We start from the raw sequence: 24635 nt of genomic DNA, 5'->3' as shown, positions 1-24635 counted from the left end.
TGCGATGGCAGCGGTCACTAACCGATTGCCGATTGCCACTGCAAACCCGACATGCAACCGAACCCTTTGCTTTCGCTCGCTCCGCCTGCTTCCGACGCCGCTGCCAACCCCAGTGCCGACGCGCCACGCAAGCCTCACCGGCTCGATCGCGTCATTCGCACGCTTCACCGCAAACCGCTCGTTCAGGCTGCCGCACTGACCCTGCTTGCCTCGTCGGCGGCGCATGCACAACAGGCGTTCAGCAGCGCGTGGTTCGCCGCACGCGGCGCAGCGCAAGCGACGGCAACGCAAACGGGTCGCCTGCCGAACGGCATGCCGGTGACGACGCTGATGGATCCGGCGGCGCAGCAGCAACAGGCCAACGCGCAGTTGCAACGCTCGATTGCGAACCTGAGTTCGGCGGCGCAGAACATAGCAGCGATGCAGGCGACGCAGGCGAATGCGCGCGCGGCCGCAGCTAACACCGACGCCACCATCCCCGACGGCCTTGCCGAAGGCGGTCTTAAAGTCGATACGAACAGCCTGACGAAAGGCTGGATCAACGCCAACGCGCCGACGCAATCTACCTCCAGCGGTAAGACCAACGTCAACGTCCAGCAGACGGCTGACAAGGCGATCCTGAACTGGGAGACGTTCAACGTCGGGCGCAACACGTCGGTCAACTTCGCCCAACAGAGCGACTGGTCTGTGCTCAATCGGGTGAATGATCCGAACGCACGTCCTAGCCAGATTCAGGGGCAGATTCACGGCGACGGCACGGTGCTGATCCTGAACCGCAACGGCGTGATCTTCGGCGGCACGAGTCAGGTCGATACACGCAATCTGGTCGTTGCTGCGGCGAAGATGACCGACGCGCAGTTCACCACCAATGGGCTTTACGGTGCGAACGGCACGACGCCGACATTCACCGATGCGCTCGGCAAAGTCGAAGTGCAAGCCGGTGCGAACATCGTCACGCGCACGCCGACGTCGGTCACGCAGGGCGGCGGTTACGTCATGCTGGTCGGACGTGAAGTCAGCAACGCGGGCACCATCGTCACACCGCAAGGACAGGTTGCGCTGGCTGCTGGCGACAGCTTCGTGATTCGCAAGGGCGTGGGGACGGATGCCAACACGCCGTCGACGACGCGAGGCAACGAAATCGCGCCGCAGTTCGTCACGCAAAGCGTGGCGGGCAAAGTCGTCAACACGGGCCTGCTGATGGCACCGGAAGGCGATATCACGATGGCCGGACGCGACGTGCAGCAACTCGGCACGGCGGTGTCGACGACGACGGTCAACACGCGCGGCACGATTCACCTGCTGAACTCCGCCAGCGACACGCTGGGTAAGGTGACGCTGGGCAATGGCGCGCTGACGTCGGTCCTTATCAGCGATAACGGTGCCACCGCACTCGACAGTCAGCGCACGGCACTGATGCAGGACTCGACGGCGCAGAACTTGCTGCGCGCGGGCGCGTCCTCCGGTCTGTTCGACAACCTCTCGAAGCTCTCGGATCGCCGCGATCAGTCGCGTGTGGAGATCGTCAGCGGCGGCAACGTCGAGTTTCAGGGCAACTCGCTCACACTTGCCACGGGCGGTCAGCTCGCCGTGAGCGCGACCGGTCGAAGCTTCGTCGCAAACGGTGCGCAGCTCGATGTGTCGGGCGCAGTCGGCGTGTCGCTGTCGATGGACAGCAACAACGTGAAGGTCAACGTTCAGGGCAACGAGCAGCGCGACGCCCCGGGCAATCGCGATAACGCGGCGCTGAACAACGCGAACGTCTACATCGACCGTCGTCGTCTGGTCTACGTACCGGCAAGCGTCGGCGGCTATGCGAACGAGCGCTGGTACACGCCGGGTGGCCTGCTCGAAGTCGGCGGCTATCTCGCCAATCAGGCGCACAGCATCGGCGAATGGGCAGCGCAGGGCGGCACGATCACGCTCGGCGGTAATGAGGTCGTGACGCAGACCGGTGCGGCCATCAACCTCTCGGGCGGCACGTACAACGTGCAGACCGGGTATCTCAATCAATCGTGGCTGCGTGGTGCCGACGGTCAGCTTTACAACGTCAACACCGCGCCGACGAACGTCCTCTACACCGGCGTCTACAACGGCTTCGAGGTGACGCACCCGCGCTGGGGAACGAGCGCGACCGAGTCCTACGCCAGCCCGCTGATCGCGCCGACCAGGGTGCTGCAAAACGGTTACACCGTAGGCCGCGACGCTGGCCGTCTGAACATTTCCGCACCGACCGCCGTGCTCGAAGGCGATGTGATTGCGAACGTCTACACCGGTCCGGTGCAGACGCAAGCGCGCCCGTCGGGCCTCACGGATAGCTACGCACTGAGCCAGTTCGCCGTCGCCCGCGCCGGTTCGCTCGCGCTGGGGCAGTACGGGGGCGCGGGGCGCACCGGTGCGTTCACGACCGATGTCGAGATCGGCACGTTCGACGACATCACATCGCGAATGGGCGTGACGGACGCCCTCGATGCCTCACGTGCAAACACCCTCTGGCTCGACGCGTCACGCCTGAACCGCACCGGCTTCGGCGAACTCGATCTCGTCTCAGCGGGCAATATCGCGGTCAAGCGCGACCTGACGCTTGATAACGGCGGCAAGCTGAGTCTTGTGGCTCCCGATGTGGACGTAAGCGGGACCATCACCGTGCCGTCGGGCACGGTCACCATCGCCAACACGTACCTGCGCGCAACCGATACGTATCCGATTGCGCTCTCGAAGCCGGACGGCACCGCGTCGCTGACGCTCGAACCCGGCGCGAAGATCGACGTGCGCGGCCTCTGGGTCAATGGCAGCACCGATCCCGATTCGCTATCGAAGACGGCGTTCCTGAACGGCGGCAACGTCACGTTCGATTCCACGCGCGACGTGACGATCAGCGAGGGCAGCACGATCGACGTCTCCTCGGGCGGTGCGGTGCTGGCGAACGGCAAGACGAAGGGCGGCACGGGCGGTAACGTCACGTTGATCGCCGGGGATTCGGCGTCGAACGTCAACATCAGCGCAGGCACGCTCATTCTGAACGGCAAGATCGTGGCGTATGGCGTGAACGGTGGCGGCAAGCTTACCGTCTCGACGCCGGACGCCATCATGATCGGCTCGAACGCGGAACTCGCCGGTGGCGTGCTCGCATCAGGTACGACGTCCAATGTCGCGGTCAAGCTCGCCGAGCCGTACACTGTACCGGCGGGCACGCCGCTGCCGTTCTCGTCGGTCGATGCGCACACGAAGCTGGTCATGGACGTGCCGTTGCCCGTCAACGTCACGGTCGACACGGGCCCGACGCTGCCCACCGCCGCGCCGTGGGTTGTCCCGACCGGCACGCAGGTGCTGGCTTACAAGACCGACGGTGGCTTCGGCTACACCTACTACAACCCGGGGCAGACGGTGCCGCAGGGCACGCGTGTCTTCACCGTCACCGGCTACAACAATAACAACGGCATTCCCGCCGGGACGGTGATTCCGTCCAGCGTCTTCCCCCAAGGCTTCGCGATTCAGCCTTACCGCGTGGTGTACACGGCGGGCACTATCAACACCGTGGACGTGACCTATCCGACCGGTTCGGTGGTCCCCGCGGGCACGAAGTTCTCCCGCGACGTGGCCGTCGCCCCGGTGCCGATGTTCAACGCCGGGGACTCGGGCAGCAACACGCCGTTCTTCGCGGCTGGCTTCGCCAACTACGACATCACGGGCGGTCAGGGTGTGCGTGTCGACAACGGCGTGGCGCTCGCCCCGGTGATGCCTGTGTATCGCTTCGGCGTGAACAGCTTCACTGCGCCGACCGGTACGGATCCCGCAAGCGCGTTGGCGCTGGTCTTGCCGCCGCTCTTTGCCGAGAACGCACAGTCGGCCACGCTGACGCAACGCGCCGGCGCCAGCATCGCGCTGCGCTCAAGCACCAAGGATTATCAGGGCAACAAGGCGGGCGGCGACGTGTCGATCGGACGCGGCGCATCGGTCGTCGTGGACCCGGCACAGAACATCACGCTCGACTCGTTCGGCCAGATCACGGTGGACGGCTCGCTCACAGCGCGCGGCGGGAAGATCGCGCTGATCTCCGAGGCGGACAACGTCTTGCCCAGTGCGCGCAACTTCGACGCCGTTGGCAAGAACCTCGGCATGTCGATCTGGCTCGGCCCAACGGCCAGCCTCGACGTCTCCGGATTCGGCTACACCGCCATTGACGCTTCCGGCCGTACCTACGGCAAGGTGTCCGACGCGGGCAGCATCGCGCTGAACGGCGGGCCGTCGTTCGTGATCGTGCGTCCCGGGGCCGAGCTGAATGCCGACGGTGCGGCCATCACCGTGGACACCGCGACGGTGTCCGGGCAACCGTCGAACGCCGCTGGCCGCACGACGCTCGCCTCCAATGGCGGTGCGATCTCGCTGAGCACGACCAGCGGTCTGATGCTCGACGGCAACGCACACGCCTTTGCCGGTGGTGCGGGGGCGCTGGGCGGCGATCTGTCGCTCTCGCTCGTCTCCGCACAGTTTCAGGATCCGGCAGGCCAGATTCCGGGCAATGTACTTCCGCCGTCGCAATTCACCGTGACGCAGGCACGCAGCACACCGGTCGTGCTCGCGGGCCCGTCGGCCGTGTCGACGTTGGCGTTCGGTCAGGCGACGGTAAGCGCCGATCAGATCCGTGAGGGCGGCTTCGCATCCGCTTCGCTGTCGTCGACGGACTTTCTGACCTTCAAGGGCGATGTGTCGCTTGCGCTCGACAAGCGTCTTTCGATCATGGCCAACGCCATCACGTCGGGCACGCCGATGGCCGGGACACAGACGCCGACGACCAACACGGTCCGTCTGTCTGCCCCCTATGTGAGCTTCTCTGCCACGCCGTCGGTGTATCGCGACGGCTATCGTTCCGGTGCGATCGGCAATGCGTTTCCGAACAGCGTGCCGACCAGGGCGACGTTCGAAGTCGACGCCGATCTCATCGACATTCAGGGGCCGATCAGCTTCGGCGCGAACACTTCGTATTGGGACAACACGATCTTCCAGAACGTCTACACGCCTTCGCAAGGGTTCAAGACGGCTCGCTTTGTGAGTCAGGGCGACATTCGCTTTCTGCCGACGCCTGCGTTACAGGGCGGCACGTCCGTCATCTCCGGCTGGGATATGACTTTCCTGGGCGCGCAGATTTACCCGACGACCGGGGCGACGGCCCAGATCGTCGCCGGGTCGGGCAATCTCAGTTACGACGCAACGCTCACTTTCGGCCGCACGACGGCTGACGTGCCGGATGTCCCGATGTCGGTATTCGGCACGCTGTATGTTGCCGCACCGAACATCATGCAGGGCGGTGTGCTGCGCGCGCCCTTCGGCATGTTGATCTTCGGGCAGACCAATAATGCCCCGGGATCGGTGCCCGGTGCGAAGCGTGTGGAGTTGCTCCCGGGCAGCATGACCTCCGTGTCGACGAGCGGCCTGACGATGCCCTACGGCGGTACGTTCGACGGCGTGACTTACAACTACAACGGTGCGAGCATCGCCGCGCTGGGCGCAGGCGGTTTCACGATGGGCGGTGCCGGCATCAGCTCGGGGATTCGCCTGGAAGGAGAGTCGGTGGCCGTGGACAGCGGTGCGGTGCTCGATCTCTCGGGCGGTGGCTCGCTCACCGGCGCGGGCTTCGTGACGGGCCGGGGCGGCTCGGTCAACGTGCTGAACACGCCGCTCGTCAACGCGAATCCGACCATGACGCTCAGCAAGGCGGGCAACAAGGTCTACGCGATTGTGCCGGGCTACGCGTCGGACTACGCACCGGTCTCGCCCGAGAACGGCGCAGGCGATCCAGCCATCGGACAACGCATCACCATCGGCGCGGGCGTGCCCGGACTACCGGCGGGCACCTACACATTGCTGCCGTCGAACTACGCGCTGCTGCCGGGCGCATTTCGCGTGGAAATCGGCGGCACGGGACAGAACCTTCCCGCCACCGCGACGGCGGCGGGCAACGGCACCTATCTGACGTCGGGTTACACGAGCATCGCGAACACGTCGGGGCGCAGTCAGTTGCCGAGCACGGTACTCGTGACGTCGGCCGACGCCGTGCGTAGGTACTCTCAGTTCAACGAGCAGAGCTACACCGATTTCCTCACGAGCCAGGCGGCGCAGTTCGGCAACATCGCTCCGCTGTTGCCGCGTGACGGCAAGGCGCTCGACATCCAGTTCGATACGCCGTCGCAAGTGCCGACGACGCCGGCCTTCACGTTCGACGGCACGGCGCGCTTTCAGGCCGCGCCGGGTGGCGTCGCCGGGCAGGCGGCCGTGGAGCGCATCGGTGAAATCACGGCAGGCAATCGCACGGCGGGCTTCACGGGTGTGTCGGTGTCGGCCGATGCCTTGAGCGCCATCGACGCGCCGCGTCTGAGCATCAACGGGACGGCCGCAGTCAATCTCGGGCAGCAGTACGTGTTCATCGGACGCGGCAACTCAGACCTTTTCCTGCGCGACGGCATCAAGTTGTCCGCTGGCGAGATCTATCTGATCGGCACAAACATCACACTCGGCAACAACGTCACGCTGACGACGATTGGCAAGGGACCGGCACCGTTCGACACGGCGACGACCGGCCTGCCATACGCGCCTATCTCCAACACGGTGCTGGCGCTGTCGAACGGCGACATCGAGTTCTCGGGGCAGCAGGGCAGCAACGGCACCATCACGATCGGGGCCGGATCGGGCCTGTTCTCCGAGGGCACGCTGGCGTTTTCGACGAACGGTGCTTCGAAGCTCGACCCGACGGCGCGCTTCGGCGCACGCAACATCTCGCTGGCCGTGGGATCGCTCAACGTCGGCGACGCAGCGCAGGTCATGGCAGCGGGCAATCCGGCGGGCATGCTGTTCAATCAGGCGATGCTCTCGACGCTGATGCAGGGCGACCCGACGAGTGGTGCACCGGCGTTGGAAAGGATCACGCTGGGCGCTGCGAATGCGATCAACGTGTTCGGCAGCAGCAGCCTCGACACGCGTGGGTCCGGCGTGGAGGTGCTGCTCAAAGCCCCGGCCATCTATGGCTACGGCGGCAGCGCGGATCACGCGACCGTGGCGGCCGACCGGTTGACGTGGAACGGTGTGGCGGGTGCATCGGCACCGGCCATCGCAGCAGGTGGCCCGGGCACCGGGTCCGGCACACTGAGCCTCGTTGCCAAGGAAATCGACCTCGGCCAGTACTCGTCGACGGACACGACCAACGTCACGCGCACGGTCTACGGTTTCGGCAACGTCGATCTGACGGCCAGTGACCGCATTGTCTCGGCGGGCCACAGCACGCTCTTCGTCTATCAGGCCCCCAGCACGCAGAGCGGTGCGGTATTCGGCCAGAGCGGCACGGGCGGTAACCTTACGCTCGCGACGCCGTTGCTGACCGGCACGCAAAAGTCCGTCACCGGTTATGTGACGGGCGGCGCGCTGAACGTCGTTGCGCCGGACGGCACGACACCGAGCGCGGCGACGTCGACCATCGCAGGCGCGGAGATCGATCTGACGGGCGACAGCGTGCGACTCGGCAGCACGGTGCTGCTGCCCAGCGGCAAGCTCGCCGTGAACGCCACGAACGACATCGTGCTGACCGACGGCAGCCGCATCGACCTGAGCGGACAGAAGTCGACCCTTCAGGACGCGACTGTGTACGGTTTCGGCGGCACGTTGCTGCTGACGAGCGCGCAGGGCAACGTCACCCAATCGACGGGTTCGGTGATCGATGTCTCGGCGCAGAACAACAACGCGGGCGACATCGTCATCGATGCGGGCAACGGCACGGTTGCGCTGAACGGACAGTTGCGCGGCGCGGCCAACACGGGCTATCTCAGCGGCGACTTCGGCGCGTCCGCAGGCCGCTTCGCGGACTTTGCTGGCCTCAATGCGTCGCTTACGACGGGAGGCTTCTTCGATGCGCGTAGCTTCGTGCAGAAGCATGGCGATCTGAGCGTCGGCGATGGCGTCAAGGCGCACAACGTCAACATCTCGGTCGACGGTGGCAGTCTGACGGTCGGCGGGACCATCGACGCTTCGGGCAGTGCGCCGGGCACGATTCGTCTGTCGGCGGCTAACGGGCTGACGCTGGGTAGAGCGTCCGTGCTTGATGCGCACGGCACGAATCTGCAAGTCGACAGCTACGGCGCACCCATCGAAGCGAAGAATCGCGGTCACATCGAGCTGACGACCTCGGGCGGCACGATGACGCTCTCGCCGGGCGCGACACTCGATGTGAGCACGCCGGGCGCTACGAACTACGGCGAGATCATCCTGAACGCCGTGCGCACCGCCGAAACGTCGGGCGACATCGCTATCAACGCCTCGGGGCCGCTCAACATTCGCGGTGCGAACAGCGTGGCCCTCAATGGCTTCTGGACGTACAACCTGCCGGCGGGCAGCGTGATTTCGCAGGCAACGCTCGACGGCTACGACGCGGCCAGCACCTCGTTCATGAATGCAGCGGCGGGCAACGGCGCGCTGGCGGCACGCATGGCGGGTTTGTCTGCGCTGGGCAGCGCTTACCACCTGCGTCCGGGCGTGCAGATTGCCTCCGTCGGTGATCTCTCGACGATCGGCAACATCGATCTCGCCAAGTACCGCTACGGTCCGAACGCGAATCGCGATCCGAATACGGCGTCGTACGGGGCAGGCGAGCCGATGGATCTGGTGGTGCGCGCGGGCGGCAACCTCACCATTGGCGGCAGCATCTCGGACGGCTTCCGTGCCTCGGCCGGCGCACCGGCGCAGTTCTCTCCCATCGATGTGACGACCGCACCGTACTTCAAAAAGCAGACCAATGTGGTCGGCGGCAACACCTATACCTACTGGTTCGACGAGAACAACGACCTCTATCTGGCGAACGCGTGGACGGTCCCGAACAATGCGTTCTACAACTGGTGGACGATCAACTGGTGGGGGCCGTTCGTCGACAACCACGGCAACTCATACAACCCGGGCGACACGATTCCGGCAGGTACCACGCTTAGCGCGAGCAACAGCTACGGTTTCGGGTTCGAAGTGGGCAATATGCCGGTGCTCTCCGCACTGACCAGTCCCGCCGTCGCCCCCAGCCCGGCCACGTCACCGGGTGCGGCGATGCTCGCGGCAGGCTCGCTCTCGACGTCGTTGCGTCTGGTCGGCGGGGCCGACCTCGCGTCAGCCGACCAGCGCGCGATGCAGACGACGCGCGCCCTCGCCGGACAAGGCAACGTCACGCTGAGCGACGCGTCGTACAGCAACAGCCAGCGCGCCACGACGTTCAGTCTGCTGCGCACCGGCACCGGCAATCTGGACATCCTCGCCGGTGGCAGCTTCAGCGAAGCCACGCCGTTCGGCGTGTACACGGCGGGGACGACGTCTGCGCCGATACTTGCGGCGAACGGCACCGATCCGTACAACCTGCCGAACACGTCGTCGGCGGGTGGGGTGAATGTCTGGTATCCGGAGCATGGCGGCGACGTGCTGATCTCGGCGCAGCAGGACGTGACCGGCAACATCCAGATGAACGACAACGCGTCGCGCTACGTCGACAGCAACATCACGTCGAACTGGTTGTGGCGGCAAGGCGGGGCGGGGCTGACGACCGATCCGACCGCGTGGGGCATCAACTTCGGTGCGATGGTGAAGGTGAACCCGTACAACACGACGCCGGGCATCGTCGGCTTCCAGGGCATCGGCACGCTGGGCGGCGGCAATCTGACCGTGATCGCCGGGCGCAATGCCGGGGTGATGGCGTCGAACAGTGTCACCCAGTCGACGGGCCTTGATCTGGCGGTTGCCTCGACCGGCCGCGTGCTGGCCGACGGCACCGTGGTGCAGACGGGCGGCGGCGACCTGACGGTGAAGGTCGGCGGCACGCTCAACGGACGTCCGTCGGTGGGGCAGTCCGACCGTCCCGGCGATTACTTCGGTTCGGTGACGGCGCTGCGCGGCGACACGACCATCGACGCGGGCTCGATCGGTGCGACCGCACCGTACGGCAACGGTGCGTACTGGAAGTCGTACGATCCACGGGCGCAGCCCATCACGACGATCAAGGGCGTGACGGTGACGCGCGGGCCGATGATCGTGCCCGGCGACGGCGTAGTGAACGTGAGCGCGCGCGGCGACCTCGTGCTCGGTGGCGTGGGCGACGCAGGCATGACGCTCAGCACGGATGTGGACGGCTCGTACTACACGAGCGCGAACGGCACGGTGAGCAAGGGCGGCAACACGCGCTTCACGCTCTATCGTCCGGAGACGGGCATTCGTCTGTTCACGGCGGGGGGCGATGTGGTGCCGCTCGACGGGGGCGTCGGCACCGACGGCACCATGTCCACCAACGGCACTTCGTTTCTGCCGGGCAGCCTGAGCGTGGTGGCCGCCAATGGCGATATTCGCTTCAACACAGCGCTCTCGCCGAACGATCCACGCGGCAACATCGAGCTGATCGCGTCGCCGGTCGGCCAACTGGACATGCTCGCCGCCGGATCGATTTACGGACAGGGCGCGACGGTCGCAATGTCCGGTGCCGACATGGCGAGCCTCGCCACGCCGCAGCATCCGTTCTTCCAGGCGCTCAAGGTGTCGAGCCTGAACAGCGCATCGGTGGACGCCGCCATTCTGCGGACCAACAACAACCCGCTCGCTTATGGCGAAGACACCGTCACGTCGCGGTTGCATGCACAGGACGGCGTTGCGGCGCGCGTCTACGCGGGGATCGATATCGACGATCTGAGCCTGGGTGTGACGACGAAGGTGTTCAACGATCCCGTGGCAGGTTTCATACCGACGCACAGCACGTGGTACATCGCCGCCAAGCCGTTCGATGTGATGGCCGGGCGCGACATCATCGGCGTGGGGGCGACGCCCGACACGTTCATGAACCTGACGGGCAGCGATATCAGCCGGATGCAGGCCGGGCGCGACATCCTCTTCCAGTCGGCGAACATCGTCGGACCGGGCCTGTTGCAGATGCAGGCGGGACGCAATCTGTATCAGGGCTACTACGGCATGCTAACGAGCGTGGGCGACGTGATTCATCCGTCGAATACGGCAGGGGGCGCGGACATTTCGGTGCTCGCCGGCGTGGGCGCGAACGGTCCCGACTATGCGAGCTTCGCCAAGCTGTACTTCGATCCGGCGAACCAGTTGTCGGCCGGGGCGACGCTCGCGGGCAGTGGCAAGGTGGCCCACGCCTACGGGGACGAGCTGGTCAAGTGGCTGACCGATCGCTTCGGCTATACGGGGACGGCGAGCGACGCGTTGGCGTATTTCCTTGCACTGCCGTCGCCGCAGCAGGGCGCGTTCGTACGGCAGGTGTACTTTAAGGAGCTGCTTGCTGGTGGACGCGAATACAACGACACCAGCAGCTCGCGCTACGGCAGCTATCTGCGTGGGCGCGACGCCATCGCGACACTGTTCCCGTCGCTCGATGCGCAGGGGCAGCACATCGACTACAACGGCGCGATCACGATGTTCAGCAGCGTGACGGGGATGAACAACGTGAATGGCGTGAACATCCCGATCACGGCCGACGCCGGGGTGCGGACCAACTTCGGCGGCAGCATCCAGATGCTGAACCCGGGCGGGCGCACGCTCGTCGGCGTCGAAGGTGTGACGCCAGGTGCGACGGCCGGTGTCGTCACGCAGGGCGAGGGCGATATCGCGCTCTACAGCCGCGACAGCATCCTGCTGGGTCTCTCGCGCATCATGACGACCTTCGGCGGCAGCATTCAGGCTTGGTCGGCCGAGGGCGACATCAACGCGGGGCGCGGTTCGAAAACCACGGTGCTCTACACACCGCCCAAGCGCGTGTACGACAACGTGGGCGATGTGACGCTTTCGCCGGCGGCCCCGTCGAACGGTGCCGGTATCGCCACGCTCGCCCCGTTGCCGGAAGTGCCGCCGGGCGACGTCGATCTGGTCGCGCCGCTGGGCACGATCGATGCGGGCGAGGCCGGGGTGCGGGTGTCGGGTAACGTCAACTTCGCGGCGCTGGCGGTGGTCAATGCGGCCAACGTGCAGGTGCAGGGCAAGTCGACGGGCCTGCCAGTGATCGCGGCGGTCAACGTCGGTGCACTCACGAATGCGAGCGCCACGGCGTCGCAGGCGGCGAACGCGGCGCAGGACGCCATGGCCCGCGAGCGCGTCTCGCAGCGCCAGAACGCCCCGTCGATCTTCTCGGTGCGGATGCTGAGCGCCGGTGACGGGAGCGGCCCGGCGGCCGATCAGAAGGGCGCTGCGGCGGGTGGTGCCACACCGGCGAAGGTCAGTTACGACCCGTCCAGCGCATTCCAACTGGTTGGGAATGGCGAGTTGACCGAAGCTCAGAAGATGCAGCTCACGCGGGAGGAAAAGGCACATCTGTGACACGCGTTGGCCCGTTACAAAAAATAGTCTGCGGATTTGCCCTCCGACATCCGTCATGTCTATGAGGCTAGCAAATGCAGCGAGGGCCGACGCAAGCGTTCATGGGTATCGGGGGGCACACAATGTTCGCGCAGTGGTATTACGGGGAAAGCAGAAAGGGCGAGTGCGGCAAGGCACCGGGAGCGACGACGTGGATCTGACCAATGTCAGTGTCGAAGCTGCGGTGCGTGCCGCGCAGGCGCAGGAAAGCAGCGTGGGCACGGCCACGCAGGTGTTGAGGGAGTGTCTGGAAGCGAACTACGACCGGTTGCTGCGCCGTCTGTCGCGCAGCATCGGCTGCCACGATACGGCCAGCGACAGCCTGCACGAGGCGTGGGTGCGCCTGGGCAGCGCCACGTTGCCCGAGGCCGTGCACAAGGGCGAGACGTATGTATTTCGGATGGCTTACAACCTCGCCGTCGATCAGATGCGGGGTCGGCGGATGTGGGAGTCGCTGGCGGACGAGAACGAGGTGTTCGACGTGCTGCCCGACCATGGCCCCGGCCCTGAGGCGGTTGCGGGCGCACGCTCCGAGCTGGCGGCGCTCGCACGGGCCCTTGGCGAGATGTCGGGGCACCATCGCCGGGTGCTGGTCGAGTTGCGCATCGACGATCTGACGCGCGAGGAAGTCGCCGCCCGTCACGGCCTGTCGCTGCGCAAGGTCGACACGTTGCTGCGCCAGACGCTCGATTACTGCGCCGAGCAGACCGGCCGTCAGGCCGCTGGCGGGATCACGGAGTCGCGTCGTCCGGCGCGGCTGCCGGAGGTGTCGGAAGTGGCGGAAGCGTTCAAGCCCTGAACATCGCATGATGGATGTCCGGCGCGCGCCCGTTGCGCCGGCTAAGGCCTTAGTGCAACGGCTCCGACGGCGCTTCGTCCTCGAACGTGCGAAAGCGCCAGCCGAACCACACCGCCAGCATGCGGATGACGAAGCCCGCAACGAAGCCCACGCCCGTCGCAACGCCGTTCGGCACGCCGAAATGCAGCATCGCCACGTACATCGCGCCCGCGATGCACGCCACACTGGCATACATCTCGCGGCGCAACACCAGCGGCACTTGTCCGCACAGCAGATCGCGCAGCATACCGCCGCCAATCCCCGTCAGCACCCCGGCGAGCACCACGATGACCGGGCTCGTGCTCACGGTCATGCCGATATCGCACCCCAGAATCGTGAAGGCGGCCAGACCGATGGCGTCGACCGTAATGAACGTCATGCGCAGCCGGTGAATGTGGCGCGCAACGATGGACGCGAGCGTGGCCGCGCCGAGCGTGAGCAGCAGGTACTCCGGGTGCGCGATCCAGACGAGCGGATGGCGGCCGAACAGCACGTCGCGAATGGTGCCGCCGCCAAGCGCCGTCACCATGCCGACGAAGGCGAGCCCGAAGCGGTCCATGCCGCGCTGCATCCCCATAATGGCCCCCGACATCGCTTCCGTGACGATGGCGATGAGGTACAGGGCGTAGAAGATTTCTGTTTTCATGATGTCCCTTGCAATGCCGGGCGAATATATCACTTCATGTGCTTTTTCCCGTGTTTTACCGCGCAAAGGGGACTGAAACTGTGATTTGTACAAGTTTTCAGCACCGGTTGCGGGTGCGACACTGCCTGCAACGAAACGACAGACGCGGGAAAGCCGCCCCACCCGTCATGCAAACCCCTTAAAATCTCATCCTTTTGTGCTCCGAAGCGTGCCCGTCGCGCCCGGTGCGGCGAACTGGCAGGTAGATCGACCGATCTTCCGGTCGACAGACCGACCGGCCCACCGGCCCGAATGCGCTACGAGTGAAGCCCTTTTGACGTGTCCCGGACGTGTCTTTTTGATCGCCAACTTCGTTCCATGATCCAGTTCATTCGCCGCCGGCCCTACCTCGTTACCAGCCTCGTTGTGCTCGTCGTTCTCGTGGCGCTCGGTCTGCGCAGTCTCGCGACCCCGAAGGTGCCGCAGTACCTGAGCGCCAAGGTCGAGCGCACCGACCTCGAAAACACCGTGCTCGCCACGGGCACGCTGGGCGCGTTCCAGCAGGTCGACGTGGGCGCGCAGGTCAGCGGGCAGTTGAAGTCGCTCAAGGTCAAGCTGGGCGACAAGGTGACGAAGGGGCAGTGGCTCGCGCAGATCGACCCGGTGCTCGCGCAGAACAGCCTGCGCCAGGCCGAGGCCGAAGAGCAGAACCTTCAGGCGCAAAAGCGCTCGACGGCGGCGCAACTCAAGCAGGCCGAACTGACGTTTGCCCGTCAGCGTCAGATGCTGCCGGACGACGCAACGTCCCGTCAGGACTTCGAATCGGCGCAAGCCAATCTGGACGTGCAGCGCGCCTCGCTGAACGGACTCGACGCACAGATTCGCAAGGCGAGCGTAGCCATCGAATCGGCGAAGGCGAACGTGGGCTATACGCGCATCGACGCGCCGATCGACGGTCAGGTCGTCGCCATCGTCACGCAGGAAGGCCAGACCGTGATCGCGCAGCAGCAAGCGCCGGTGATTCTGAAGCTGGCCGACCTGGACACCATTACCGTGAAGGCGCAGGTCTCGGAGGCCGACGTCATCCGTATCTCGCCGGGACAGACCGCTTACTTCACGATCCTGGGCGATCCGGACAAGCGTTACTACGGCAAGCTGCGCGCCATCGAACCGGCTCCGCAGAACTTCCTCGATACGCAAAGCACGCTGGGCGGGGGCGCGACGCGCAACAACACGGCCGTGTTCTACAACGCGCTGTTCGAAGTGCCGAATCCTGACCATCGTCTGCGCATTTCGATGACGGCCCAGGTCAACGTGCTGCTCGGCACCGCCAAGCAGGCGCTCAGCGTGCCGGTGGCGGCGCTGGGCAAGAAGGTCGGCGCGGACCGTTACGAAGTGCGCGTGCTGCCCGCCGAGGGCAAGGGCGATGGCCGTGCGGTGACGCGTCAGATCGTCACGGGACTGAACAACAACGTGCGGGTCGAGGTGAAAGTAGGTCTGACGGCTGACGACCGCGTCGTGATCGGCGAGGCGGGCGACAGCACGCAGGCCTCGACGGACGCCTCGCCCGGTGCGTCCCAATAACGGGAGGCGAGCGCCATGACTCAAACAGCCGATACGTCTTCTGTGCCACAAGCGTCGCAAGCGGGCGCGCAGGTTGACGACGTTCGTCCGCACCCGATGCTGGAACTCACGGGCATTACCCGGCGTTTTCCGGCGGGCGAGCGTGACGTGACCGTGCTGCGCGACGTCAATCTCACCATCGAAGAAGGCGAGATCGTCGCGATCATGGGGGCGTCCGGCTCGGGCAAGTCGACGCTGATGAACATTCTCGGCTGTCTCGATCATCCGAGCGACGGCAGCTATCGCGTTGCGGGGCGCGAGACGCGCGATCTCGATGCGGATGCGCTGGCGCAACTGCGTCGGGAGCACTTCGGCTTCATCTTCCAGCGCTACCACCTGCTGCCGCACCTCGACGCGGCGTCGAACGTGGAGATGCCGTCGGTGTACACCGGCACGCCGCATGCGGCGCGTCGGGCGCGCTCGGTGATGCTGCTGGAGCGGCTTGGACTGGCCGACCGTACGGAGCATCGGCCGAGCCAGTTGTCGGGCGGTCAGCAGCAGCGCGTGAGTATTGCGCGCGCGCTGATGAACGGCGGCGACGTGATTCTGGCCGACGAGCCGACCGGCGCACTCGATACGCGCAGCGGCCGCGAAGTCATCCGCATTCTCAAGGAACTCAACGCGCTGGGGCACACGGTCATCATCGTGACCCACGATGAGAAGGTCGCCGCGCACGCGCGCCGCATCATCGAGATTCGCGACGGCGAGATCGTGGCCGACCGTGAGAACACGCCGGTGGAGATCGAAGCGGATGCGCCGTCGCCGGAAGAGGCCGCCGAGGAAGCTGTGGTTGCTTCGACTGCCCCGGCTGCCGATCCTGCGTCGGTGAACGCCAGTCACGGCGGTGCGATTCCGCCGCGCCGCTGGACCGGAGGCATCGACCGCTTTGCCGAAGCGTTCCGCATGGCGTGGATCGCACTGATCTCGCACCGTCTGCGCACGTTCCTGACGATGCTCGGGATCATCATCGGGATTACGTCGGTCGTCTCCATCGTGGCCATCGGGGAAGGGGCGAAGCGTTACATGCTGGCCGAGATCGGCAGCATCGGCACGAACACGATCAACATCTATCCCGGCAAGGACTGGGGCGACAACCGGGCGACGGCGATTCAGACGCTCGTGCCTGAGGACGTTCACGCGCTCTCAGAGCAGATTTACGTGGACAGCGCGACGCCCGAGACGGCCCGCAGTCTGCTGCTGCGTTACCGCAATGTCGACGCGAGCGCGATGGTCACCGGTGTGGGCGAGCACTTCTTCCAGGTGCGCGGCATGAAGATCGGGCAGGGCATTGCGTTCGGTGCGGACGAGGTGCGGCGTCAGGCGCAGGTGGCCGTGATCGACCAGAACACCCGTCGCAAGCTTTTCGGTGCGAACCCGAATCCGCTGGGCGAAGTGATCTTCGTGGGCAATCTGCCGTGCGTGGTGATCGGTGTGACGGTGGAGAAGAAAAGCGCGTTCGGCGACACCAAGAGCCTGAACATCTGGGTGCCGTACACCACGGCGGCGGGGCGTCTGTTCGGTCAGCGCAACGTCGACAGCATTACGGTGCGTGTGCGTGACGGTCAGCCGAGCAAGGCCGCCGAGAAGAGTCTGGAAACGCTCATGACGCAGCGTCACGGCCGCAAGGACTTCTTCACGTACAACATGGACAGCGTGGTGAAGACAGTCGAGAAGACGAGTCAGTCGCTCACGCTGCTGCTGTCGCTGATCGCGGTGATTTCGCTGGTCGTGGGCGGTATCGGCGTGATGAACATCATGATCGTGTCGGTGACGGAGCGTACGCGGGAGATCGGTATCCGCATGGCGGTCGGGGCGCGTCAGAGCGACATCATGCAGCAGTTCCTGGTGGAAGCCGTCATGGTGTGTCTGATGGGCGGCGCGATCGGGATTGCGCTTTCGTTCGGGGCGAGCTTCCTGTTCTCGCTGTTCGTCGAGAAGTGGAAGATGGTGTTCTCGATGGGCTCGGTCGTCACGGCGTTCCTGTGTTCGACGCTCATCGGCGTGGTGTTCGGGTTCATGCCAGCGCGCAATGCCGCGCGGCTCGATCCGGTCGAAGCGCTTGCACGCGATTGAGGTATTGCCAGATGACCAGAATGAAATCTACAACTTGCCATTCGTTCGCTTCGTCCGATTTGTTCGACACGTCGACGGTGCTGCGTCGTACGGTCCTCGCGCTGGCGAGCGCCGCAGTGCTGCTGACGGGCTGCGCCGGCGTGCGTCACGATCCGCTGCCGGCGGTGCCGGTGCCCGCGCAGTGGGCGACGTCGACTGCCGCTGCCGGCAACGCCGCAACGATTGCTCCCGACTTCTGGCGCGCATTCGGTGACCCGGTGCTGGACCGTCTGATCACCGATGTGCTGGCCGTCAACAACGATCTGGCCGCTGCGGGGATCCGCGTCTATCGTGCGCAGTTGCAGGCCGGCCTGGCGGACACGAATCTCACGCCGTCCGTCACGGTTGGTGGAAACGCCTCCGTACAACGCACGCTCGACACGCATGTGATGGGACGCAAGAGCAATCTGAGCGCGTCCGCATCGTACGAGCTGGACCTGTGGGGCAAACTCGCGGCCCAACGCGATGCGGCGCGCTGGGAGTACGAGGCGACCGACGCCGACCGCGAGGCGGCGCGTCTGTCGCTCATCGGTACGACGGCGCAGTTGTACTGGACGATTGGCTTCCTGAATCAGCAGATCGCCAACACTGAAAGCAACATCGCTTACAGCGAGCGGATTCTGGCGCTCGTGCGCTCGCGCTATGCGGCGGGGGCGGTGTCCGGGCTGGATGTGGCGCAGACGGAGGGTAATCTGGCCGATCAGCGCGCGGCGCTCACGCAGTTTGTGCAGCAACGCACGGAGAACCGCAACGCGCTGGCGATTCTGTTTGATCGTCCGCCGGAGCAGGCGGCGGCCGAGCCGTCGACGCTGCCGACGCAAGCGTTGCCGGTCGTGCCGGCGGGATTGCCTGCGGAGTTGCTGGGCCGTCGTCCGGACTTGCGCGCGGCGGAGTTGCGTTTGCGTGAGACACTCGCCAACGTCGACATCACCCGTACGAGCTTTTATCCGACGTTCACGCTGACCGGTCAGGTGGGGACGACGAGCGCGTCGTTGGAGCGTGTGCTGCAAAACCCGATCGGTTCGCTGGGCGTGGGACTGGCATTGCCGTTCATCCAGTGGAATACGATGCAGTTGCAGATCAAGGTGTCGCAGACGCAGTACGAGGAAGCGGTGGTGAACTTCCGCAAGAGCCTCTTTACGGCGCTGAGCGAAGTCGAGAATGCACTCTCCGCCCGCGAACAACTGACCCGCGAGGGCGAGCAACGTGCGCTGTCGCTCGTGCAGGCGCAGCGTGCCGAGACCCTGCTGCGTTTGCGTTATCAGGCGGGCGCGATCGACGTGCAGCAGTGGCTGCAACAGTTGCAACTGTTGCGCACCGCGCAAACGGCTGACGCGCAAACGCGGTTCAACCGGTTGAACAACCGCATGGTGCTCTACAAGGTGTTGGGCGGGGCAGGGAACGCGTCGGATGTGAATCCGCCCGCTTGAGTGAGTTCTGTGGCGTTAGCGAATCACTACGTGACGCGTGAGGTCATCCGAGGCCATCCATCATGAATCGACGGACATCCGCTTTGCCCCCCGACTGGGTCAAGCATGCGCAACCGATAGAAGGCGTGGAGCGCTTCGAGGCGTGGTTTCGCGGTAATGCTTATTCGATGCATCGCCACGACACCTATGCGATTGGACGCACGCTCGCGGGTGTTCAGAGTTTCAGCTATCGGCGGGGGCAACGAAACAGTCTGCCCGGCAACACGATGGTGTTGCATCCCGACGAACCGCACGATGGTCAGGCGGGCACCGACGAAGGCTTCCGGTATCGCATGATCTACGTGCATCCGTCGTTGTTTCAGGATGTGCTTGGCGGGCAGGCACTGCCGTTCGTCGAAGGGGGCGTGACGACGGACCCGCGTCTGGCGGCGGCGACGGAGACGTTGCTGCAACACGTGAGCCACACGCTGGAGCCGCTTGAGCAGAGCGACGCGCTGACCGAACTGGCCCATGCGCTGGCGGCCGTCTCCGGCGCGCCTGCACGGAAGACGAAAGGCGATTATCAGGCTGCGCGGCGCGCGCGAGACTTTCTGCATACCCATAGTGCACGGGTCGTCACGCTGGACGAACTCGAAGCGGCGACAGGGCGGGACCGGTGGAGTCTGTCGCGTGACTTTCGCACGTTCTACGGCACGAGTCCGTACCGGTATCTGACGATGCGGCGTCTGGATGACGTGCGTCACCAGTTGCTTGCGGGTACATCGCTCGCGGATGCCGCCGCGACGGCGGGCTTTGCCGATCAGAGCCATATGACGCGCCATTTCTCGAAGACCTTCGGGCTGACGCCCGGCCGCTGGCTTCAGGTTGCGGGCGGCATTCTGCCGGGCTAGCACCACCACGCACAATCGTTCAATACGGCCGTGAAGGGGCATGCGTATCCTCGACGCATTACCCCCACAAACGGAGAGAACGATGTCCCAATTTCCCACGCATCCCAACGCCCCGGCGGATCGCGGCCAGTGCAAAGCCATCGATCCGGTCCGCAAGATCGCGCTGATCGACGGTCACTGGCAACCCCGCGTGGTTGCTGAGATGAACGACTACCAGTTCAAGGTCGTCAAGGTCATCGGCGAGTTCCAATGGCATCGGCATGCCGATACCGACGAAACGTTCATCGTGCTGGAAGGCGAGTTGCGGATCGATTTCCGCGACGCGACGACCGGCGACGGTGCCATCTTGCTGCGTGCTGGTGAGATGGCGGTGGTGCCGAAGGGCATCGAGCACAAGCCGTTCGCAGAGACCGAAGCAAAGCTGCTACTCATCGAGCCGCGAGGCGTGGTGAATACGGGGGACGGTGAGGCAGGCGATCGGACGGTGGCTAACGATCAGTGGATTTGAGTTGAATTGAGCTGAATATTCGCAGGGGCGTTTCGCGCGCGTTACGATATGTCGACATCGTAGCGGCGCAAAAGCGCCACTGCCCGGATATCACAATCAAGTTCGCGCTATGACAGAGTCTTGTCTGACATTCCCTGATCAGAGTGAATGGGAAAGCTGGTTGACGCAAAACGGTGGAACATCCGCCGGAGTATGGCTGCGTCTGGCGAAGAAGGGCGCGCCGCAGCCGACGTTGAGCTACGCACAGGCGGTGGAAAGCGCGCTCTGCCACGGCTGGATCGACGGGCACAAAAAGAAGGAAAGCGACGAACACTGGTTGCAGCGCTTCACGCCGCGCACGGCGAAAAGCATCTGGGCCAAGCTGAATACGGAGCGAGCAGAAGCGTTAATCGCCGCAGGCAGAATGCGCCCGTCAGGGATGCGAGAAATCGAAAAAGCCAAAGCGGATGGGCGGTGGCAAGCGGCTTACGATTCCCCACGCACCTCAGTAGTCCCCGATGATTTGCAAGCTGCGCTCGACGCGAACCCCGAAGCCAAAGCGTTCTTTGCGACGCTAAATGGCCGGAATCGCTACGCCATCTTGTTTCGGATTCAGAACGTCAAAAAGGCCGAGACGCGGGCGAGGAAGATTGAGGAGTTTGTTGGGATGTTAAGTCGTAGGGAGACTATTCATTGATAAAACGAATATTCCGGGAATACGGATGAAGTCGGGGAGTGTGGCGCTGCCTGTTTAAAGGTCAACCGGGGGCCGGCAGATGCGCGTGGACAAAGCGAGCCACTTCCGCGCGCAACTCTGAGTCTTCTGGCGCGCCCATGAAACCGCCATGGGGCATTGCTTCGAAGATGTGCAGCTCGCAGGGGACGCTGACGCGGCGCAGGGCGCGGTGCAGGCGAACGGCGTTCGACAGGAACAGGTCGCGCGTGCCGCTCTGAATAAAGGTCGGCACAAAACCCCGGGAGAAATCGCCGAACAGCGGAGATAGATAGGGATGAGCCAGATCGGCATCCGCGGCATACAACAGGTTGTTAGACATAAGCGGTCTGGGCAGCAAAACGTCGACGAGCTGGTTGAGTGCAAAGCTGTCGCCCGACTCGGTCAGATCCACTTCCGGCGATAGCAGCACCAGCGCCGCTGGCAGTGGCAGACCTTCGTCGCGCGCACGCAGCAACATGGCTGCGGCTAGATTGCCACCGGCAGACCGACCGCCGACGACGATATTTTGCGGCGAATACTGTTGCAGCAGGCGCCGGTACACCGCCAGGCAGTCGTCCAGCGCGGCCGGATACGGGTGCTCCGGTGGCATGCGGTAATCGATGCCCCAGCAGCGCAGGCCCAACTGGTCGGCCTGCATTTGCGCACCTATACGGCAGACTGCGCCACCGCCGAAGACCATGCCGCCGCCATGCAGATCGACATAGATCGCATCCTCGGCCAGAGGGCTCGTCGGTATGGCGATGTGTACTGTTGCGCCACCAACCTCCACGGTTTCCACGCTCGCGCGCAACTGGCCGGCCATCTGAGCCATCGCGGCCTCGTATTGCGCGTCGGCGGCGGCCTTGAGGCGCATCCAGCCGTTGAAGTCCTCCGGGTGGGGCGGGCAGTGCAGCGCATTCAGCGGCATGCCGTCGGCGTTGACCAGGCGGCGCAGCGCGGCTTGGGCCTCGATGCTGATGCTCTGAGGAAAGGGGATGACACGGGCCGGAACTCGGACTCCGTCGGCCGGGATGGTGTTCATGGCAAAGCTTTCTTTAAAGTGCGTCAGGGCTGGACGGCCAGTGCTGTAGCGCCACATGCAGGGCCTCCAGACTTCGCCGCCACGAGGTCTCGGCATCGGGCGCGCTATGCGCGAATGCGGTCGACAGTTCGAGCGTTGCGTAGCCCATAAAAAAACTGCCGAGAAAGCGGATGGCATGGACCTGCTCGGCCTCGGGCAACGCGTAGCCACGCAGCACCGCACGACTCAACTGTGCCAGTTGCGGGCCAGCACTGGCGGCAGCGAGTTCAGGCGCTAGTTGGTAGCGGGCGGCGGCGAAGCGGCCGGGGTGTCGAAGCGCATAGTCGCGATGGACATCGGCCAGCGCCCACAGCGCGTCCTTGCCAGCACGGCCAGCGATAGCCTCGGTGGCGGCGTCGGCAAGTTGCCGTAGCGCGAACAGAGCAATCTGGCATTTCAACGCGTCCAGATTTTTTACGTGGGAGTAGAGGCTGGCGAGCCGGACATTGAACCTGCGCGCCACCGCGGCGCCGGTCAGTTGTTCGAAGCCGATTTCGTCGGCCAGTTCGGCCCCGCCTTCTACCAGCCGCGCAACCGTCAACCCTGTCTTGACCATTGAGTTCCTTGGTATAAACCTAATTAGTTATTTGGCTAATTATATTAGGAAGCGATGTAGAGTCAAGTTGTGCGGAGATACATGCGACCGACGGCGGTCGACCCGAAGTGGACATCGAAGCGTGTGGACAAGTGATGCTGGCCGAGAGCCGCGAACCTCAGAGCGCTGTTCCGAGTGCCTCGCGTATTGCCTTTACGGCTAGCGCCTCGACACTGCCCTCATCTGCACCCGTTGAAAAAACGGCGCTGCAGGCTGCCGCACCGTCGACCGCACATCGATAGACAGCCACAACGCTGCCTGGTCCACGTCCGGTATGTCCCGCCAGCGTTGAACCGTCTTCGACTGTGCCGCGCATAAGGCCCAGCGCATATCCTGGCGTGACCCACGGTCGGCCGATCATCGGGCCACCTAATACCTTCGTCGCCAGCATTTCATCAAGCAGATTGGATGGCAGAAGTTTTCCGGCCAGCAAGCGATCCAATAGAAGCGCTGCTTGAAAAACCGGGCCGATAAGGAGGCCGTGATAAACCCAGCCGGGGTCGTAGCTCAACGCATTGCCGAGATACTCGCCACAGAGTTCTGAGCGTTCCGTTGCGAAGCGAACCGTCGAGATGCCGAGCGGCGTAAAGACTCGCTGCTTGATGGCGGCTTCAAGCGGCATATCGGCTGCCCGCTCAATTAGTCTGGCAACAAACATGAAACCAACATTCGAGTAACGCCAAGCGGTGCCAGGGGTGTAGCGAAGCCGGGAACCGTCCAGACGCTGCATCATTTCGTCCGCATGCCATGCCTGTTCCTGATTCGCGACAGCAGCGTGATACTCGGGAAGCTCGCCATAGTCAGCGAGGCCAGCCTCATGGTGCAAGAGTTGGCGCAACGTGAACGCCTTTTCAGGGAGCTGAGTGTCCAGAACGAGTCGACCGTCACGTACCAATGTCAGCGCGGTCGCAGCCAACACCGTTTTAGTGAAACTCCACCAAGGCACAATGGGTTCGGATTGCCGGGATGGCCCTACTGATTGACCGTTGAGGAGCGTTGAAATCAACATTGAAGACTCGACTGGTAACAACTGGCAGCAGCATATCCCACAACCAGCGCGACTACTTTCCCCCAGAGCAACCTTCTTCCACGTGGCCGGTGGCTTCGCGAATTCCGAAGTGAGTGACGTAGACGTGGATCAAACGAATCAACGCTGCTGATGAGAAAATCCGAAACTTCAAAGCAAACGAGACGGCTCGATCCGAAGACCAACCAACAAGACATACCGGACCAGGAAGCATGGGAGGCGTGGCACCCGGCCGAACTGGCGCAACGGTTGCGCGATATCAGTTTGCCTTGGTGCGTAGTCGGTGGATGGGCGCGAACGCTGTAGAGCGCTATTGTCGAATCACAACTGAAACGTTGCTCGCCACGTGCAACAATCTGGGCTCTTAAAGTGCGATCGACTTGAGACATGACCGAACATCGTAACCGCGCGTTGGAAATCAGAAGACTGTCGCCACCGGAGTGGATGCTGGCATACCCAGTCATCGCTCAACTTCGGTCCCTTGACGCTCCCGTCTTCCTGGAGCGGACCCGCCGGCAATCGCATTCGGGTTACGAGCTTGTGGCGGCGTTCGACGATGGAACGATTATCGGGGTGATGGGCATGAGACCCGTCCACACCCTCGCGCGCGGGGCACACCTTCATATCGACGACCTTGTGGTCGATGCGGCGGGTCGTGGGACAGGTGTCGGACGATCCTTGATGGCGTACGCCGAAGCCGACGCGCGTGCTCGCGGTATGACCGCGATATTTCTTGATGCGCGTCCGGACGCTATCCCGTTCTATGAGCGAGAGAGCTTCGTGCTACACCCCGCGCCGTCCATGAAGAAGGTCCTGTCGACCTAAGGCCGGTCGAGGCAA

At 64.3% G+C, this 24635-nt stretch carries 13 protein-coding genes; 9 read left to right on the top strand and 4 right to left on the bottom strand.

The window, feature by feature from the left end:
• Window positions 1–51: 51 nt before the first annotated feature.
• Both PAQ31011_RS19445 and PAQ31011_RS19440 read left to right on the top strand, forming a co-directional pair.
• A complete protein-coding gene (locus PAQ31011_RS19445; protein ID WP_150577371.1) occupies window positions 52–12333 on the top strand; it encodes a filamentous haemagglutinin family protein in 12282 nt (4093 codons plus the stop codon).
• Window positions 12334–12523: 190 nt separating this feature from the next.
• Window positions 12524–13171, top strand: a complete 648-nt coding sequence (locus tag PAQ31011_RS19440; protein ID WP_174990201.1) for an RNA polymerase sigma factor — start codon at window positions 12524–12526, stop codon at window positions 13169–13171.
• Window positions 13172–13220: 49 nt separating this feature from the next.
• On the opposite strand, the gene PAQ31011_RS19435 is transcribed toward PAQ31011_RS19440, so the two are convergent.
• On the bottom strand, window positions 13221–13856 hold the full coding sequence (locus tag PAQ31011_RS19435) for a trimeric intracellular cation channel family protein (protein ID WP_039399799.1): 636 nt from the start codon (window positions 13854–13856) through the stop codon (window positions 13221–13223).
• Between the two features lie 357 nt (window positions 13857–14213).
• On the opposite strand from PAQ31011_RS19435, the gene macA reads away from it, so the two are divergent.
• The 6 genes from macA (at window position 14214) to PAQ31011_RS19405 (ending at window position 21074) form a co-directional block, all read left to right on the top strand.
• Window positions 14214–15419, top strand: a complete 1206-nt coding sequence (gene macA / locus PAQ31011_RS19430; RefSeq protein WP_150577369.1) for a macrolide transporter subunit MacA — start codon at window positions 14214–14216, stop codon at window positions 15417–15419.
• A gap of 96 nt (window positions 15420–15515) precedes the next feature.
• Complete coding sequence (locus tag PAQ31011_RS19425) at window positions 15516–17531, top strand: MacB family efflux pump subunit (protein ID WP_150577509.1); 2016 nt, start codon at window positions 15516–15518, stop codon at window positions 17529–17531.
• 20 nt (window positions 17532–17551) lie between these two features.
• Complete coding sequence (locus PAQ31011_RS19420; protein WP_425495121.1) at window positions 17552–19000, top strand: efflux transporter outer membrane subunit; 1449 nt, start codon at window positions 17552–17554, stop codon at window positions 18998–19000.
• 62 nt (window positions 19001–19062) lie between these two features.
• Window positions 19063–19890: an AraC family transcriptional regulator gene (locus tag PAQ31011_RS19415; RefSeq protein WP_150577367.1), complete on the top strand. Its 828-nt coding sequence runs from the start codon at window positions 19063–19065 to the stop codon at window positions 19888–19890.
• 82 nt (window positions 19891–19972) lie between these two features.
• Window positions 19973–20398, top strand: coding sequence for a cupin domain-containing protein (locus PAQ31011_RS19410; protein ID WP_150577366.1), 426 nt, complete (start codon window positions 19973–19975; stop codon window positions 20396–20398).
• 109 nt (window positions 20399–20507) lie between these two features.
• Entirely contained in the window at window positions 20508–21074 is a 567-nt protein-coding gene (locus tag PAQ31011_RS19405) for a YdeI/OmpD-associated family protein (protein WP_150577365.1), read from the top strand.
• A gap of 61 nt (window positions 21075–21135) precedes the next feature.
• Here PAQ31011_RS19405 and PAQ31011_RS19400 read toward each other — a convergent pair whose 3' ends face one another.
• From PAQ31011_RS19400 to PAQ31011_RS19390, 3 genes are all read right to left on the bottom strand, one after another.
• On the bottom strand, window positions 21136–22191 hold the full coding sequence (locus tag PAQ31011_RS19400; protein WP_246179670.1) for an alpha/beta hydrolase: 1056 nt from the start codon (window positions 22189–22191) through the stop codon (window positions 21136–21138).
• Complete coding sequence (locus tag PAQ31011_RS19395) at window positions 22148–22729, bottom strand: TetR/AcrR family transcriptional regulator (protein WP_150577364.1); 582 nt, start codon at window positions 22727–22729, stop codon at window positions 22148–22150. The genes PAQ31011_RS19400 and PAQ31011_RS19395 overlap by 44 nt, the downstream gene beginning before the upstream one ends.
• Before the next feature lie 157 nt (window positions 22730–22886).
• A complete protein-coding gene (locus PAQ31011_RS19390) occupies window positions 22887–23777 on the bottom strand; it encodes a serine hydrolase domain-containing protein (protein ID WP_150577363.1) in 891 nt (296 codons plus the stop codon).
• A gap of 405 nt (window positions 23778–24182) precedes the next feature.
• Here PAQ31011_RS19390 and PAQ31011_RS19380 point away from each other — a divergent pair, with 405 nt between their 5' ends.
• Complete coding sequence (locus PAQ31011_RS19380; RefSeq protein ID WP_150577362.1) at window positions 24183–24620, top strand: GNAT family N-acetyltransferase; 438 nt, start codon at window positions 24183–24185, stop codon at window positions 24618–24620.
• Window positions 24621–24635: the final 15 nt, after the last annotated feature.

The sequence above is a fragment of the Pandoraea aquatica genome, assembly GCF_902459565.1.
Taxonomy (GTDB): Bacteria; Pseudomonadota; Gammaproteobacteria; order Burkholderiales; family Burkholderiaceae; genus Pandoraea; species Pandoraea aquatica.
Note: the sequence above shows the minus strand (reverse complement) of the source record. Positions and strands in the feature narration are given on the sequence as shown.